Below are 16,679 nucleotides of genomic sequence, written 5' to 3' on the forward strand. Positions count from 1 at the left end.
ACTTGATGCAGGACAGCTTTTTCACAACCTCATTTCATGTGTTTCACACGTGAGGAAATTTCTTTGTGGCGTCCATGTACCATCGGACGAGCTTGTGGATTTCCTAAATAACCACAAGTACGTTTGACTACATCACATGTTTTTGGGTCATGATTTCCACATTCTGGACATTCGAAGCCTCGTTCTGTTGGTTTGAAATCACCTTCAAAACCACATTGATAGCAATGGTCAATTGGCGTATTCGTACCAAGATACCCGATTTTATCATATGCAAAATCCCATACAGCTTCTAAGGCTTTCGGGTTTTGTTGGAGCATAGGGTATTCACAGTAGTGGATGAATCCACCTGAACAATATTTTGGATAATCCTTCTCAAATTCCAATTTTTCAAATGGCGTTGGGTTTTTACGTACATCATAGTGGAAACTGTTTGTATAATATTCTTTATCTGTGATATTTTCGATGATACCAAATTTTTCTGTATCTAAACGACAGAAACGATCAGTCAGACTTTCACTTGGTGTTGAATAGACGCTGAAATGATAACCGTATTCATCACCCCATGCATCCGCATTGGCTTTTAATTCTTTGACGATGTCAAGTGTGAAAGCTTTTGCCTCTGGGTTTGTTTCCCATTCGCCACCGAAGAAAGCTGAAGCAACTTCATATAATCCAATGTAGCCTAATGATACAGTAGCTCGGCGGTTTTTGAATAATTCATTGACAGAATCGGTACGTGAAAGACGTTTTCCGAAAGCACCATACATGTATAAGATTGGCGCATTTGCTGGAATGGCTTCTTTACAACGTTCTACACGATAGAGAAGCGCATCTTTCATGATTTCTAAACGGTCAGACAATAGCTGCCAGAATTTGTTCTGATCTCCTTTTGATTCGATCGCGATTCTTGGTAAATTCAATGTAACCACACCTAAATTCATTCGTCCGACATTTACTTCTTGACCATTTTCGTCTTTCCATCCTTGCAAGAATGAACGACAGCCCATAGGTACTTTGAAACTTCCAGTTAATTCGACGATTTTGTCGTAATTCAGAATATCAGGATACATTCGTTTCGTTGCACATTCCAATGCTAGTTGTTTGATGTCGTAATTAGGATCTTCAGGGTTTAAGTTTACACCTTTTTTTAAAGTGAAGATCAGTTTAGGGAAGATAGCTGTTCGCTTTTCACTCCCTAATCCATTGATTCGGATCTGTAAAATCGCTTTTTGGATTTCTCTTTCAAACCAATTTTCCCCCAAACCAAACCCTAATGAAGTGAAAGGGGTTTGCCCATTTGAAGTAAATAAGGTATTGATTTCATATTCCAAACTTTGCATAGCATCGAAGATATCTTTTTTGGTTTTTGCTTTTGCATATTCTTTTTGGCGTTCTGGCGAATCGATCCATTCTTCCGCGTCTTTTAGATGTTTTTTATAGTTCAATTCTGCAAAAGGAGCCAGCAATTCATCTGTTCGGTCGGCAGAACAGCCACCATATTGACTTGACGCAACATTAGCAATGATCTGTGAGATTTGTGCTGTCGCTGTTTGGATAGATTTAGGTGATTCCACTTCCGCATTTCCAATTTTGAAACCGTTGTTCAGCATACCTTTGAAATCAATCAAGCAGCAATTTGTCATCGGTGTGTAAGGATGATAATCCAAATCATGGTAATGGATATCACCTTTTTGATGGGCATTTGCTATATGTGGCGGCAACATTTTCAGTCCGATCGATTTTCCGACGATGCCGGCTGTTAGATCACGCTGTGTATTGAAAACATTACTGTCTTTATTTGCATTTTCATTCACGACAGTCTGGTCTTTGTTGATTAGTTTTTCAATCGAAAAGTTGATATCTGTCGCTTTACTGCGAGCAAAATCCCGTTTTGTACGGTAATTGATATACTCTTCTGCTAATTCATATTCGTTTTTTTCTAATAAGATATGTTCCACGATGTTTTGAATCTCATAGATCTTGACATTTTCAGCAAACCGGCTTTTGATTTCTTGGACAACCAAGTCTGCAATCATTTGGATTTTTTCGTAAGTAAGTGGGGATAATGAGCCGTGAATTTTCTTTTCAGCTTTGATTAGTGCTTCGTTGATCTTTTGTTCATCGAAATCAACATGGCGGCCATCTCGTTTGATAACTTTCATCTGGTGTGCCTCTGGTTGCTGAGTAACGACTGTTTTCTCTTCATAATTTACTTTCATTATCTTCAACTCCTGCTAAATTGTTCTTGTCTATCATAAAACAAAATTTAGGAAGGAGCAACTAATTATCGGCTATATATAGTATTCAATCCGCTGTATAATTGGATTTCTATACTATATGTAGTGTATATTTTATTGTGAAAAAAAGTGAAAACTTGTAGTTGATGGATTTATTTTTTGCATATTTAATTTAGCTGAATAAAATAATTGAATAAAATTTTTTTATTTGGGCTAAGAAAAAGTGACAAAAACATAAGAGCAAATTGTTCGTAGATATGCTACTATGCAAATAAACAGAAATGAAAGAGGAGAAGAAGAATTGGAAAAGATGATCGAAGTGAAACATCTCAGTAAAAGCTACGGTAGCAAACTTTCTCCCGTCAAAGCTTTAGATAATATCTCATTCACAGTAGAAGAAGGCGAATTTGTTGGGATCATGGGTCCAAGCGGTGCAGGCAAGACGACGTTGATGAATATTTTATCCACGATCAATTTGCCTACGATGGGTAGTGTCTTGATCCAAGGAAAAGAAATCACAAAAATGAAAAATAGTGAGCTCAGTGACTTTCGCCGAAAAAAACTAGGATTCATTTTTCAAGAATTCAATTTGATCGATACTTTAAATGCAAAAGACAATATCCTATTGCCCCTAGCAGTTGAACGGATGACTAAGGAAGAGATGGAAAAGAGAGTAAGACACGTAGCTCAATTGTTGAATATAGAAGAACTGCTAAAACGATATCCAGATGAGCTTTCTGTCGGTCAGCGACAACGAATTGCAGCCGCTAGAGCCCTTGTTGTTCAGCCACAAGTAATCTTTGCAGATGAACCAACTGGATCTCTAGATTCGAAGTCGGCCACAGAATTGTTGAATTATTTACAGACTATGAATCAAAAAGAAAAAGCGACAATCTTGTTAGTCACCCATGACCCATATACAGCGAGCTACTGTGACAGAATTTTATTTATCAAAGACGGCGTGATTTTTTCAGAAGTTGTGAGAAGAGGGACAAGAAGAGAATTCTTTGAAAAAGTAATCGACATGCAGGCGACGATTGGTGGAGGAGGAAAAATGAATGCTGTATAAATTAGCCGTCAAAAGCTTTTTTCGGCAGTCCCGAGGGTATCTTGTTTATTTTTTCAGTTTGACTTTATCCGTGATGATTTATTATTCATTCAGCGCAATGACCTATGATCAATCTTTAGTTAGAAGAGCAAGTCCAGATACTTCGATAGATGGCGGATTGAGTTTTGGCGGACTGATCATTACTGTCGTTTTACTTTTTTTCGTATTCAGTGCCAACCGATTTTTTTTGAATAGAAGACAAAAAGAAATAGGTATCTATCAACTTTTTGGTATGAACAAACTACAAATTTCAGGTATATATGTATTGGAAATCATGATAATTGGGTTATTTGCCTGTATTTTTGGGATATTGCTCGGCATTATTTTCTCCAAACTCTTTTCCATGATTTTGGTTCGAATGATGGATATGGATCTTAATAGTCCGTTTTTTATCTCCATTCCATCAGTCGCAGATACTTTATTTGCTTTTTTCATCATCCTTTTAGCAGTATCTGTGTATTCGATATGGAAAATCTGGCGCTACCCGATGATTCGAAGTTTTGGAGAAAAAGAACAAGCAGATAGTTCAACGATGCGTTTCAGAACAAGGCATCGATTACTCGCTGTCATTGGGTTATTGCTTTTAACGAGCGGATATTTTGGGGCTAGTCATTTTAGAGAAATCACTTCATGGATGATCAGTCATCATTACCTTGAGACATTCATTCTCTTTTTGCCTTTTCTGATCTTTTTCATTTGTGTGATTGGTACTTATTTGTTTTTCTGCTATACATTTCGACTCTTTTTGATCATATTGAGTAAATGGAAGCTCTATTACTATGGGATCAATTTTTTAATAATAGGTAATACACAAGTGCACCTGCTCAAAAGCTGGCGGACGAATTCTCTAATTACAGTCATTCTTGGAATTTCTTTAATGACGATTGGCGGTACGGCTAGTATTTCTACTATTTTATCGTATCAGGAGAAAGTATCCTCCCCGATGGACTATCAGTTTGATGTCGAGACAGAAAAAAAAATCAAGCCTATTCTGGCAGAGGAAGGACAGAAGATAACTAAAAAAATCACCTTGCATTATAAAGTCATAGGTAGTATCTACAGACCAGATCTCGAAGAACCTATGTTTCAAACTGCTAATCTGATCACAGAAACAGAATATCAAGCCTTCAGAAAAGTTAATCCGGATTTGCCAAACGTTTCTTTGAAATCTCCTAACTATACTGTTTTGCTTGATCAAATGCAAACTCTTTTCCGGAATATTTCATTATATGGTTCTAGTATTGGATTGCCAGATAATCAAGAGTTGAAGATTCAACAAATGCTTCCAAGTGTATTAGGTGACGAAACGATGGTATATCTAAGTCCTGTACTAGTCGTGGATGATAACGTTTTTGAAAAAGCAAAAGGTGTAGATTATCAAGTAGTCAATGTGGATGTGTCAGGTGAGAATAATGAAAAGATAGATGAACGACTGAGCAGTGAAATGTCGATAAAGTGGCTCAATGCTATTTATTATTCTTATGATATCGTAAATGGGCGTCTGCAAGGAGAAATTAGTACAAAGAAACTGCCAGATGACAAAATGAAGGAAGCGCAATTTAGTCAAGAAGGTTCTCGGTTGAACTTCTCCTCCAGCTATTCAAAATTGCGTGCAGTCAACCGGCGGATTGGTATCAATATTTTTGTCACACTGTTTGTCGGAATGATCGTCATTATTGCTACTGGCAGTATTCTGACCGTTCGACAATTAGCAGAAGCAGAGGAAGAAAAAGAAAATTATCACCTATTGACTAAACTGGGGATACCACAAAGAAGAATTAGAAGGATGATTTTCGAGCAAAACGCACTTACCTTTTTTCCACCCATGATATTAGGAATCACTCATGCAGTATTTGCAATCAATGTTTTCACTCAGTATATCAAAACTGCCGATTATTGGTTGGCTTATCTTGTCAGTGGCTTATTGATCCTTATCTATCTTTTGCTTTATGTCATTACGAGTCAGTTATATTGTCGGATTATCGAGGAATGACAGGCGGAATAAGACAAGATAATAAAAAGTACTAAATTTTAAACACCGTTTAAAGAAGAGATTGTGAAAAAGCTGTCCTGCATCAAGTAATAAGAAACAGCCAAGCAAAAATAGTTTCCCATGTTTTTGATTTAGCTGGACTTATTACCGCAGATGCAAGCTTTTACACACCGTTTATTTGGAAGAAGAGGTTGTGACACGCTTTTTGTCACAACCTCTTTATTTTTTATATTTTTTAAAATTACTAGAAATTATAAAGAAAAAAGCAGTGTTTTGATGTGCTATTTTTATAAAAGCTATGTGACAAAACTGTTAGTAAAAAAACGGTTTCTGTAAGCTAGACACATGTTTCTTTTTGTCAAAATTCGTTACACTTTGTGTGAGGTTATATGAGGAGGGAATCCAATGAACAAATGGTGGTCTAATCCAAAATTGAATTATTGGGGAAAATTCATCATTCGAACAATTTTTTATAGTGCGGTACTGCTGTTCCTGATCTACCTGTATCACTATAAAAATATTCAAGGAGGAACATTTATCTATAACGAATTTTAGGAGGAAGAGTATGGAAATCAAAACGATTATTGAAGCAGTCGATGATTGGGGAATAAGCGAACCTGATCGAATTGCTTATCAGGCGGATGAGATGCATACTTTTGGAGAATTGAAACAAGCATCAGACGCACTTGCTTATTATTTAGAAGAAAAGGTAGAAGGGGATGGACCAATCGTCGTTTTTGGTAATTTAGAATTTGAGATGATTGTCGCATTTCTAGGAATTGTCAAATCTGGTCATGCCTATTTGCCAATTGAAGAACACACACCCAAAGAACGTATCCTGTCGATCTTTCGGGTGGCTAAACCATCTATGGTCATCAGTATTGGGAATTGGATAGAAGACATTCCTTCTGTTCCTGTCGTAACAAAAGAAGAATTTCAAGAAATCGAGAAGATACCAGTAGAATTTTATCCCAGAAACAGCGTAAAAGGTACAGAAAATTTTTATATTATTTTTACTTCTGGTACTACTGGAGAACCAAAAGGCGTACAAATCAGTCATGATAATCTAGTCAGCTTTGTTCAATGGACGATGGAAGACTTTGGGATCAAGCCTGGTATGCATTTCTTAGCCCAAGCGCCATTTTCTTTTGATTTATCGGTATTTTCTATTTATCCTGCATTAGTTTCTGGTGGAATGCTGAAGCCGTTAAATAAAGCAGTTATTCAAGATTTTCGTCAATTATTCGCGACATTGCCTAACTTGAAGTTGAATATTTGGGTTTCTACTCCATCTTTTATGGATATTTGCTTGATGGAGCCTACCTTCAATGGAGAAAATGTACCAGAATTGGACATGTTTTTATTTTGCGGAGAAGAATTGACAAAAAAAACTGCAGAAACACTACTTGATCGATTCCCAAATGCACGGATATATAATACTTACGGCCCAACAGAAGCAACTGTGGCTATTTCAAGTATCCAGATTAATCAGCACGTACTAGATAAATATGACCGACTACCGATCGGCTATGTAAAAAAAGACACCAAAGTTTCTATTGTCCAAGAAGACAAACTTGTTCCAAAAGGAGAAACAGGTGAGATCATTATTGCAGGGCCAAGCGTATCAAAAGGTTACCTGAACAATCCAGAAAAAACAGCAGCTGCGTTCTTTTGTCAAAATGACTTAGCAAGTTACCATACAGGGGATGCAGGAAGGTTGGATGAAGACGGGCTTTTATTTTATGAAGGCCGTATGGATCAGCAAGTCAAATTACATGGTTACCGGATCGAGTTAGGGGATATCGAACATTATCTGTTGCAAGACTCCCGGATCAAACAAGCCGTTGTCGTACCAAAATATCAAGGAACAAAAGTGCAGCAGCTTGTTGCTTTCATCGTATTAGAAAACACAACGAAACAACCGGATTTTCAACTGACCAAATCGATCAAAGAACAATTACTGCAAGTTGTGATGGAGTATATGATTCCTCAGAAGTTCCATTATGTCGATTTGCTGCCTCAGACAGTAAATGGAAAAATTGATCGAAAAAAATTAACAGCTGAGGTGAATCCTGAATGATGTTTCCTCATATGATCCCTTACGCAGAGCCGTTTTATTTTTTTCTTTTAGCCATTGCGCTTATACCAATCGTTCTATCTTTACTGATATGGAAAAAAAGATTACCAATTTATCAATCAGTGGTGACACTTTTCTTTTTATTTGTCAGCTTTGGAGGTACTTATTGGGAACAGGGAGCGGCGCTGATTGGGTATGTTTTTTGGCAGACAATCCTTGTATGGGGCTATTTTGTTCACCGGCAAAGGAAAAATCAAACAGGATGGTTTTACGCCGCCGTTATTTTAGCAATAATTCCACTGTTTTTAACGAAAGTGACTCCTTTTTTTGAACATGGAAAAGCATCGCTACTTGGTTTTTTAGGAATCTCTTATTTAACCTTTAAGTCTGTGCAAATGATCATGGAAATAAGAGATGGCATGATCAAAGTATATAATCCATTTCGTTATATCCAGTTTCTGCTGTTTTTCCCGACAATATCTTCTGGACCCATCGATCGTTATAGGAGATTTGAAAAGGATCAGCTCCATCCACCTGTTCGTGATAAATATGTTGATCTCTTGGGAAAAGGCGTCCAAAATATTTTTGTCGGTTTTTTATATAAGTTCATTATCGGTTATTATTTTGGTCAAGTACTGCTCCCTGCAGTAGGGCGCATCGCATTACAGCATGGTGGGATTTCATGGGCGTTAGTGGGTTACATGTACGTGTATAGCATGTATTTATTTTTTGATTTTGCAGGTTACAGTTTGTTCGCAGTCGGTACAAGCTACATGATGGGGTATCAGACGCCAATCAATTTCAATAAACCATTTTTATCATGGAATATCAAAGAATTCTGGAATCGATGGCATATGACCTTGTCTTTTTGGTTCCGCGATTACGTGTATATGCGGTTGATGTTCTTCATGATGAAGAAAAAAATCTTTAAAAGCAAGATCGTGATGTCAAATATCGGGTATTTCGCTTTGTTTCTTCTAATGGGTGTCTGGCATGGATTGACGTGGTACTACATCGTATACGGTCTGTATCATGCTTGTCTGATCTGTCTGACAGATGCATGGATCCGATTTAAGAAGAAGCATAAAGATCAGTTGCCTTCTAACAAATTTACGCATGGCGTAGCCGTATTTTTGACATTTCAAGCGGTATGTTTCAGCTTCCTGATTTTTTCAGGATTTTTAGATAAACTTTTTTTTAGCTAACGAATAGTGACATATTAATTTATATAACAAAGGAGAAAAGGAAAATGGAAGAACAAATTTTATCAATCTTAGAAGAAATAACAGGAACAGATGAAGTAAGAAAAAATCGTGATATTGATCTATTTGATGAAGGTTTGCTTGATTCTTTAGCATCTGTGCAATTATTAGTCGAGCTAGACGGAGAGTTGGATATCCAAGTCCCAGTCTCTGAATTCGAGCGGGAGGATTGGCGCACACCGAATAAAATCATTCAACAAGCAACTGCATTGAAGGGTTGAGTATGAAAAAGAAACTCTTTGCTATTTTTGGACCTGTTGTTCTCGCTTTTGGTCTGCTTGCCCTATTCTTCACTTCTTCCTATCGAGTAAATATTGATAACCCGGAAGTAATCAAGCGAGCGTCTTCATCTATGTCAGCAAATGTACTAAAGGGCGATGCAATAAAAAACAAAGCTTTGTCTGAAAAACAATATATCCCCTTTTTTGGGTCGAGTGAATTAAGCAGGATCAGTCCATTTCATCCGTCTGTTTTGGCTGAAAAATATGATAGAGGTTATCGTCCTTTCTTGCTAGGAGCGCCGGGAACACAATCATTAAGTCAATATATGATGATGCGATCTGCAGGGGATGATTTGAAAAACAAAAAAGTGGTGTTTATCATCTCGCCTCAATGGTTTGTAAAAGATGGTGTAAAAACAGATTATTTCAACACTTACTATTCTGAACTTCAGACCTATGATTGGTTGTTCTCATTGAAAAAAGTTACATCAGCTGATCGCTATTTAGCTAGAAGACTATTAACTTTTTCAAAAGTAAAAGAGAACGATACGCTGACAGGAATTCTACAAACGATTAAAGAAGGAAAGTTACCTTTACCTGATTCTTTGGATCAGTTGCACAGCCAATGGAACATGTTGAAGCGTGAGGATGAGATATTCAGTGATATCGGTTTGAAAGATCGTCAGCAAAAAATCGATCATGAATCAAAACAATTACCAGACCACTATCAAGAAACAGAATTATCCATTTTGGCAGATGAGATTGGAAAACAAGAAACGACAAATAATCCATTTGGTTTGAAAAACGATTTTTATACACATCGTATCCGATCCCACGAGCCAGAACTCAAACAGTCACAAAAAAATTGGGATTATCGTTTTTCACCAGAATTTTCTGATTTTCAGCTAATCTTGGATCAATTAGCAAAAAACCATAATGAAGTGTTGTTTATCATTCCACCGGTCAACGAGAAATGGAGCGATTATACCGGACTATCTCAAGAAATGCTACAAGGATTTGCCAAAAAAATCAAATTTCAATTAAATAGCCAAGGATTCAATCGAATAGCTGATTTTGTCAATCAAGCTGGTACCAATTATTTTATGGAAGATACGATCCATTTAGGGTGGAAAGGCTGGCTGGCCGCAGATCAACAGATTAGACCGTTTTTAGAAGAAAACCAGCTTCCTAGTAGGTACCATCTCGATGATGCTTTTTTCAGCAAAGCTTGGCAACAGCAAGTACCAGATAAACTACGATTAAAATAAATAAAACAGGTGGAGGATATCTGCCTGTTTTATTTATTTTAGAATATTCTGAAATAAACAGTAAAAATACCAAGTTTGCCTGAACAAAAAACAAAAGCAATGGTATAATCACAATATGAATATAGAAATGGGGGAAAACATTTGGATACAAAAGAAGAACAGCTACTAATTGATTTGACTTCTGCAAAAGGAGTACCTGGGAATGAAGAAGAGGTAAGAGAAGTATTCAGAGAATATGCTAAACCATTCGCTGATGATATTTTTTATGACGGATTAGGCAGTGTGATTGCTAAGCATGGCGCTGGCGGAGGACCAAAAGTCTTTATTTCTGGTCATATGGACGAAGTTGGTTTTATGGTAACAAAAATAACCGAAAAAGGCTTCTTGGAGTTCCAAACACTTGGAGGCTGGTGGGGACAAGTGATGCTTGCTCAACAAGTGGAAATCAAAACACGAGAAGGAAAAATCATTCACGGGGTAATTGGTTCAAAACCACCGCATGTTTTAACACCTCAGGTACGAAATAAACCATATGAAATCAAAGATATGTTTATTGATATCGGCGCATCAAACCAAGAAGAAGCCAAAGAGTGGGGCATACGTCCGGGAGATATGGTCACCCCATATATTGAATACAAACGAATGAACGGCAGTAAATATTTACTGGCAAAAGCATGGGATAATCGGATAGGGACAGCTGTTTCTTTGCGAGTATTGGAGAATCTATCTAAAGAAGCACATCCAAATGTTTTATTTGCAGGAAGCGATGTGCAAGAAGAAGTGGGCTTGCGAGGCGCTCGAACAAGCACGCACCTTGTAAATCCGGATATTGCTTTTGCTTTAGATACTGGTACAGCAGGTGATACTCCAGGAATGACACCAAAAGAAGCAGATTCGATTTTAGGAAAAGGTCCACAGATTTTGATTTTTGATGCATCGATGATTCCGCACAAAAAATTATTGAATTTCGTTATCGATGTAGCAGAGGAAATGGCTATCCCATTCCAATATACAGTGATCTCTGGCGGTGGAACGGATGCAGGACAAATGCATTTGACAAGAGACGGTGTTCCTTCTGTAGCCATTACTGTTCCTGTTCGTTATTTGCATTCCCACACATCAGTGATCCATGAAGATGATTATTTGAATACAGTGAAGCTAGTTACTGAGTTAGTGAAACGGCTTGATAGTGAAACAGTTGAACAAATCCGGAGTTATGAATAATGAATAATAAAATGCCTATTTCTGAATATCGAAAAAAAGCGCGAGCTTCTTTAGAGAATCAATGGGGAATCAATGCTTGGCTTGTTTTCTTATCCATATTGTTCACAAGCGTCATACAGAATTTTTTTGACGGTTTCAGTCCTTTTACGGAAGAAAGCATGCAGCAAAACCTATTGAGTTTTCTAGTCAATAATTTGCTTTTATTCGCATTCAACTATGCATTGTTTTATATTGCGTTAGTAGTTGTACGAGGTGGCAGACCAAAAAGCAATCTTCTATTTTCAGTTTTCCAAAAAAAATATTTTGGTTCGATACTTGTCATCAATTTGATTAATTCAATCATCAACTGGTTGCTCAATAGTTTGATCTTTCTGCCCATGTTTTTAATCAGCGGAGTGAGTGCTTATACGCAGTTGCTTTTCAATTCAAGTACGGTACCTACGGATGTCATGCCAGGAGATTTTCTTGATATCAGCTTTGTTTTATCAATGGTAGGGATGATTTTTGTTTCAGCACTTATCATGAGCATCGTTGGCGGATTGTTCCAATTTGCTGCATGGACGAAGTTCGACTATCCTGATTTGTCGGTCGTACAATGCTTAAAATATGGCTGGTTCTTATTGAAAGATAGAATCGGTACGTATATTTTGTTGCAACTATCTTTTATCGGCTGGTATTTGTTAGGGGCAATCGCTTTATTCATCGGTCTTTTGTGGGTCATCGTTTATGTGAATGTATCAGTTGCAGAATTTTATGAACAAGCACGGATTGAAAAAGGTGGTCCAGAAGCCTATTTTGCTTAATCTGTAAGCAGTTCATTCATTAGAAAAATAACTTTTGTGGTAGGATAAATCTTTGAGGGGGAATGTATGATGAAATTAACTGTTTTAGGCTGCTTAGGGGCGTATCCTTATAATAATCAAGGGACAACAGGTTATTTACTTCAATCTGACGGTTTCAACTTGTTGATTGATGCAGGTAGTGCTACGCTGATCAAATTACAAGAACATCTTGATCCACTTGATTTGGATGCTGTGATCCTTAGCCATTATCATCATGATCATATTGCTGACCTTGGTGTATTACAGTATTACTGGCAACTTCATCCCAAGAGAGATCCGGAGACATTGCTTTCAATTTACGGGCACACAAAAGATTCTGTCCACTTTGAAGAATTGACGATGGCGAATGTCTCAAAAGGACATCCTTATTTTGAAGCCGAAGAATTAAAAATTGGTCCTTTTCTGATTACTTTTATGGAAACAATCCATCCAGTAGTATGTTACGCCATGCGAATCGTAGAAGAAGCAACGGGGAAAGTATTCGTATTTACAGGAGATTCAGGTTATTTGGAAAGTTTCGCTGATTTTGCGAAAGAGGCTGATTTGTTTCTAGCAGATACCTATCTATTTGAAGGAAATGAACATCATCATGCACATTTCACTTCAAAAGAAGCTGGAGAACTGGCGAAATCAGCTAACGTAAAGAAACTTGTACTTACCCATCTACCTCAGTTTGGCGACTTAGAACAATTGAAAAATGAAGCGCAAAAAGCAGCAGGTAAAGGGATAGATGTAGAACTTGCTGCAGTTGACAAAGTGTTTGACATTTAGGAGGAAGAACATGATTTTTGTACCAAATGAAAACCACGACCCAAGAATCAATTTAGCAATTGAACAATACTTGTTGCAAGAAATGCCATTAGATGAACCCATTTTGCTCTTTTATATCAATGAACCTTCAATCATCATCGGTAGGAATCAGAACACGATTGAAGAAATCAATCGAGATTATGTGGAAGAACATGGTATTCATGTGGTCCGCCGTCTAAGCGGAGGCGGAGCTGTCTACCATGATTTTGGGAATTTGAACTTTAGTTTTATTATGCCTGATGATGGTGATTCCTTCCGTGATTTTGCGAAAGTAACACAACCAATCATCCAAGCACTTCATGAATTGGGTGTTGCCGGGGCTGAGTTGAAAGGCCGAAATGATTTAGTCATTGATGGTATGAAATTTTCCGGTAATGCGATGTATGCTACCAATGGCCGAATGTTTGCTCATGGAACGATCATGTTCGACTCTGATATCAATGAAGTAGTCAATGCATTAAAAGTAAAAAAAGACAAAATCGAATCAAAAGGAATCAAATCGATCCGTTCTCGTGTGACGAATATCAAACCGTTTCTTCCCGAAGAAAAACAAAAAATGACAACGGAAGAATTTCGTCAAGAAATCTTGTTGAAAATTTTTGGTGTAGAATCAGTAGAGGAAGTAAAAACGTACGAATTGACCGACGAAGATTGGAAAAAAATCAATCGAATATCTGAAGAATATTACCGAAATTGGGATTGGAATTACGGAAAGTCCCCAGATTTCAATTTCTCTCGTCAAAAACGTTTCTCTATCGGTTCGATCGAAGTCCACTTGAATGTATCAGAAGGAATGATTAAAGAAGCAAAAATCTTTGGTGATTTCTTCGGACTAGGAGATATCTCTGATGTCGAAAAAAAATTGGTGGGACAGAAATATGATAAAGAATCTCTATCAAAAATAGTTGACCAAATTGATGTGAAAAAATATTTTGGTGCGATAGAATCAGAAGAATTGCTTACCTTACTTTATTAAAAACAAAAAGCAGCGGAATCCTTATGTATTGGATCCCACTGCTTTTTTATATAGAATTCGAGTAATTTCGGGAAAGCTGAACAGTGATTCGATCAATCAATGTATCTTTTTCCTGCGTTAGTGTTCCAGTGTAACGATCTGCCACATCTTTCATCATCATCAAATCAAAGCGTTCCTGATCATCTAATTCTTCTGTGATACCTCGACTGAATATATTCGTATCATAATGTGCACTATGTTCGCAACAAATGATGAAATGATCCTCTTGTTCGTGTATCGACAAATGAATTTTTCGATACAGCGGATTTTCGATGGCATGAGTTTCTCTAAAGGAATGCTCTAGGGCATGAATCAAAAGCTGGGCTAGATCATCATCTTTGATAGGAAGATCCTCAGGAAGTTCTGCTTGGAAGGTGATCTGGATATTCCGTTTAGCAGCTAACTGTTGATAGCGCGCGAAAATCAGATTTGTCATCTGATGATTGCAAAAAGAACACAGCATTTCAAAATTTTTTGCTTCTTCCAAGATTGTTTCCACATATTTTTTTGCTTTTACTTGATCCGTATGCATTAAGTCTTGCAGATTTTCCATTTCCTGAACAAATTCTAAACGAAGCGTATTTACTTCTTGGATATGCTGTCGAAGTTGCTCATAATGCTGTTCCAGCAAATCGTTTTTGATTTTTAAGAAATCTACTTGTCTTCGGTCTTTATCTGTGTTCAGAATGTGGTCAATCAGATTGTAACTGATAATAACAATCAAAATAATAATGAATAAAATCGTAGACCAATTGATCGTCGTTTGATAAATACCTAGTGCTGTTTGGATATAAATCAAGCAGTGGATAATAGCAACCAAGACGATCCAAGGTGTACAAACTACATAAAAACGATTGTTTTTATATGCTTCACCAATGCAGGTAAGCGAAGTGACTAGAGTACTGATAACACTAGCTATATTAGCAATTGGCATCAATTCAGGAAGTTCTGCAGAAGTAAAAGCTGCATAAAGCAGAACACCAGAAAAGATCGAAAGCTGGATTATACAAAAAATCCCATACCATTTTTTATAATAAATCATCCGGCTCCAATAATAGCAGATAATGAAAGCCGAGGTTAGGATAATAAATAAATGAGATAAAAAAGAGTGAACGAATGGTTCAAAAAGGATGCCACTTAAAATATCTTCTGAAACAGCTTCAAATCCTAATGCCAAAGCAAAGCAGCTTAAGATAATCAGCGAGTATTCAAGCCGTTTTTGTTTGTACATCAAGTAGATGGTATAGATAAACGTCCCAATAGCAATGAAAACTGCAATGATCATCGTTAATACTTGCGGTACTGATTGAGAATAGATAAAACCGATTAACGGACCAGTTGTACCTATATAGACTTTCGGTGGCAACCCAGCGTAGTTTTGATAAGGAGATGAGACAGAGATCATCAATTTTTTTCCGATGTAATCTGATGGTAAATCTATCACAGCCAGTGATAATCCAGGGTTGCTTTCTGCGTCGTAATCTTCCCGTTGGTATAAAATGTTTCCGTTTAGATACACAGTAATCCATTGATGATTTCCTTTGATTAGTAAATTTGCTTCGTTCAACGGTTTCTCAAGTGTCGTTTCCATAATAAATGTTTCATCTTTGTCTACGGTAGGAATCGTACGAGTGTACTTGCTGTCAAACTTAAAATCAGGATCATCTTTTGAATAGAAAACCCATGAATCTTTTATTTCTTTCATTTGATTACTATTAGCAGGAGAGAAGATAAAATAGAAGAAATAAGCAATCCCTGCTAAAAATAACACTGATAATATAATTATTATGCTCCATTTTATGCGCATATAGAAAGATTCTTTTTTATTATATATGTTATTAAAAAAAGCCATAAAGGTATTCCTTTCTAAAACTTGTAATTTTAGGGTAAACGTTTTTTTTACTAACGTCAATTATTTATAATGAAAAATGAGATAAAGATGAGGAAATAGAATCAAAAAACGTCGTTGTCATAAAAATGTGTTTTTACAGTTATAATTTGAAAAAAATTTATCGTTATTATATGATTAAGAAGGATTGAAGAAAGAAAGGAGTTGAAAACGATGCCTGATTACAAAAAAATAACTTTTGTTAGTTCTGTAACGCTGATTATATTTTTAATACTTATTCTTCTCGTCGTCTTGGTTCCCCGAATTTTTGGATTGACTCCTTATATTATTGAGGATAGAGAAATGAACCCATATTATGCACAAGGAAATCTGATATATGTACGACCAAAAAATACAGATGAGATTTTAGTCGGAGATATTATTACATATTATGAAAATTCAGGTAAAAAAATCTCGACACGTCGCGTAATAGCCATTGAAAACAACTACAACGACTTTTATACAAAAGCTGACACACGGACTTATATCGAGCCTGGAGTAGTAAAAAAGAGAAATATTATCGGTAGTCCAATCTTCCAGATTCCATATATTGGTCTGGTCCTTTCCAAAACAGCATTTGCATGGATCCAGGGGTTATTCTTTACGATTGCTTTTTGCTTAACAGGAATCACAGCTTGGAATACTTTTGTAGAGTTGAAGAAGAAGCGGAGACGAACACAGAAATTTTTGTGAGAATGTTGAAAAAGACAAATATATTCAAGAGATACCATTAC

Annotated in this window: 14 protein-coding genes; 12 read left to right on the forward strand and 2 right to left on the reverse strand. The window is 36.7% G+C overall.

Annotated features, from left to right (window positions below):
• Positions 1-29: 29 nt before the first annotated feature.
• On the reverse strand, positions 30-2,219 hold the full coding sequence (gene nrdD, locus HMPREF2731_RS08500; RefSeq protein ID WP_002292349.1) for an anaerobic ribonucleoside-triphosphate reductase: 2,190 nt from the start codon (positions 2,217-2,219) through the stop codon (positions 30-32).
• Between the two features lie 319 nt (positions 2,220-2,538).
• Between nrdD and HMPREF2731_RS08505 the strand changes: the two genes are divergently transcribed.
• The 11 genes from HMPREF2731_RS08505 (at position 2,539) to HMPREF2731_RS08555 (ending at position 14,018) form a co-directional block, all read left to right on the forward strand.
• Positions 2,539-3,306 carry an ABC transporter ATP-binding protein gene (locus HMPREF2731_RS08505; RefSeq protein WP_002310242.1) on the forward strand — a complete coding sequence of 256 codons (768 nt, stop codon included), beginning with the start codon at positions 2,539-2,541 and terminating at the stop codon, positions 3,304-3,306.
• Complete coding sequence (locus tag HMPREF2731_RS08510; RefSeq protein WP_002292351.1) at positions 3,296-5,338, forward strand: ABC transporter permease; 2,043 nt, start codon at positions 3,296-3,298, stop codon at positions 5,336-5,338. The genes HMPREF2731_RS08505 and HMPREF2731_RS08510 overlap by 11 nt, the downstream gene beginning before the upstream one ends.
• A 405-nt stretch (positions 5,339-5,743) precedes the next feature.
• Positions 5,744-5,893, forward strand: coding sequence for a teichoic acid D-Ala incorporation-associated protein DltX (locus HMPREF2731_RS08515; RefSeq protein WP_002292353.1), 150 nt, complete (start codon positions 5,744-5,746; stop codon positions 5,891-5,893).
• Positions 5,894-5,903: 10 nt separating this feature from the next.
• Positions 5,904-7,418, forward strand: coding sequence for a D-alanine--poly(phosphoribitol) ligase subunit DltA (gene dltA, locus HMPREF2731_RS08520; protein ID WP_002292354.1), 1,515 nt, complete (start codon positions 5,904-5,906; stop codon positions 7,416-7,418).
• Positions 7,415-8,620, forward strand: a complete 1,206-nt coding sequence (dltB, locus tag HMPREF2731_RS08525; RefSeq protein WP_002329012.1) for a D-alanyl-lipoteichoic acid biosynthesis protein DltB — start codon at positions 7,415-7,417, stop codon at positions 8,618-8,620. The genes dltA and dltB overlap by 4 nt, the downstream gene beginning before the upstream one ends.
• 44 nt (positions 8,621-8,664) lie before the next feature.
• Positions 8,665-8,898 carry a D-alanine--poly(phosphoribitol) ligase subunit DltC gene (dltC, locus tag HMPREF2731_RS08530; RefSeq protein WP_002292356.1) on the forward strand — a complete coding sequence of 78 codons (234 nt, stop codon included), beginning with the start codon at positions 8,665-8,667 and terminating at the stop codon, positions 8,896-8,898.
• 2 nt (positions 8,899-8,900) lie between these two features.
• A complete protein-coding gene (dltD, locus tag HMPREF2731_RS08535; protein ID WP_002292357.1) occupies positions 8,901-10,166 on the forward strand; it encodes a D-alanyl-lipoteichoic acid biosynthesis protein DltD in 1,266 nt (421 codons plus the stop codon).
• A 141-nt stretch (positions 10,167-10,307) separates the two neighbouring features.
• Positions 10,308-11,390, forward strand: coding sequence for a M42 family metallopeptidase (locus HMPREF2731_RS08540; RefSeq protein WP_002292358.1), 1,083 nt, complete (start codon positions 10,308-10,310; stop codon positions 11,388-11,390).
• Positions 11,390-12,193, forward strand: coding sequence for a DUF975 family protein (locus HMPREF2731_RS08545; protein WP_002292359.1), 804 nt, complete (start codon positions 11,390-11,392; stop codon positions 12,191-12,193). Before HMPREF2731_RS08540 ends, HMPREF2731_RS08545 begins: the two co-directional genes overlap by 1 nt.
• Positions 12,194-12,262: 69 nt before the next feature.
• Positions 12,263-13,003, forward strand: a complete 741-nt coding sequence (locus HMPREF2731_RS08550) for an MBL fold metallo-hydrolase (protein WP_016853388.1) — start codon at positions 12,263-12,265, stop codon at positions 13,001-13,003.
• Positions 13,004-13,013: 10 nt separating this feature from the next.
• A complete protein-coding gene (locus HMPREF2731_RS08555; RefSeq protein ID WP_002310251.1) occupies positions 13,014-14,018 on the forward strand; it encodes a lipoate--protein ligase in 1,005 nt (334 codons plus the stop codon).
• A 46-nt stretch (positions 14,019-14,064) separates the two neighbouring features.
• Here HMPREF2731_RS08555 and HMPREF2731_RS08560 read toward each other — a convergent pair whose 3' ends face one another.
• On the reverse strand, positions 14,065-15,909 hold the full coding sequence (locus HMPREF2731_RS08560) for an ATP-binding protein (RefSeq protein WP_002292362.1): 1,845 nt from the start codon (positions 15,907-15,909) through the stop codon (positions 14,065-14,067).
• Positions 15,910-16,119: 210 nt separating this feature from the next.
• Between HMPREF2731_RS08560 and HMPREF2731_RS08565 the strand changes: the two genes are divergently transcribed.
• Positions 16,120-16,638, forward strand: a complete 519-nt coding sequence (locus HMPREF2731_RS08565; RefSeq protein ID WP_002292363.1) for a signal peptidase I — start codon at positions 16,120-16,122, stop codon at positions 16,636-16,638.
• Positions 16,639-16,679: the final 41 nt, after the last annotated feature.

It is taken from the genome of Enterococcus sp. HMSC072F02 (genome assembly GCF_001837725.1).
Lineage (GTDB): Bacteria > Bacillota > Bacilli > Lactobacillales > Enterococcaceae > Enterococcus_B > Enterococcus_B lactis.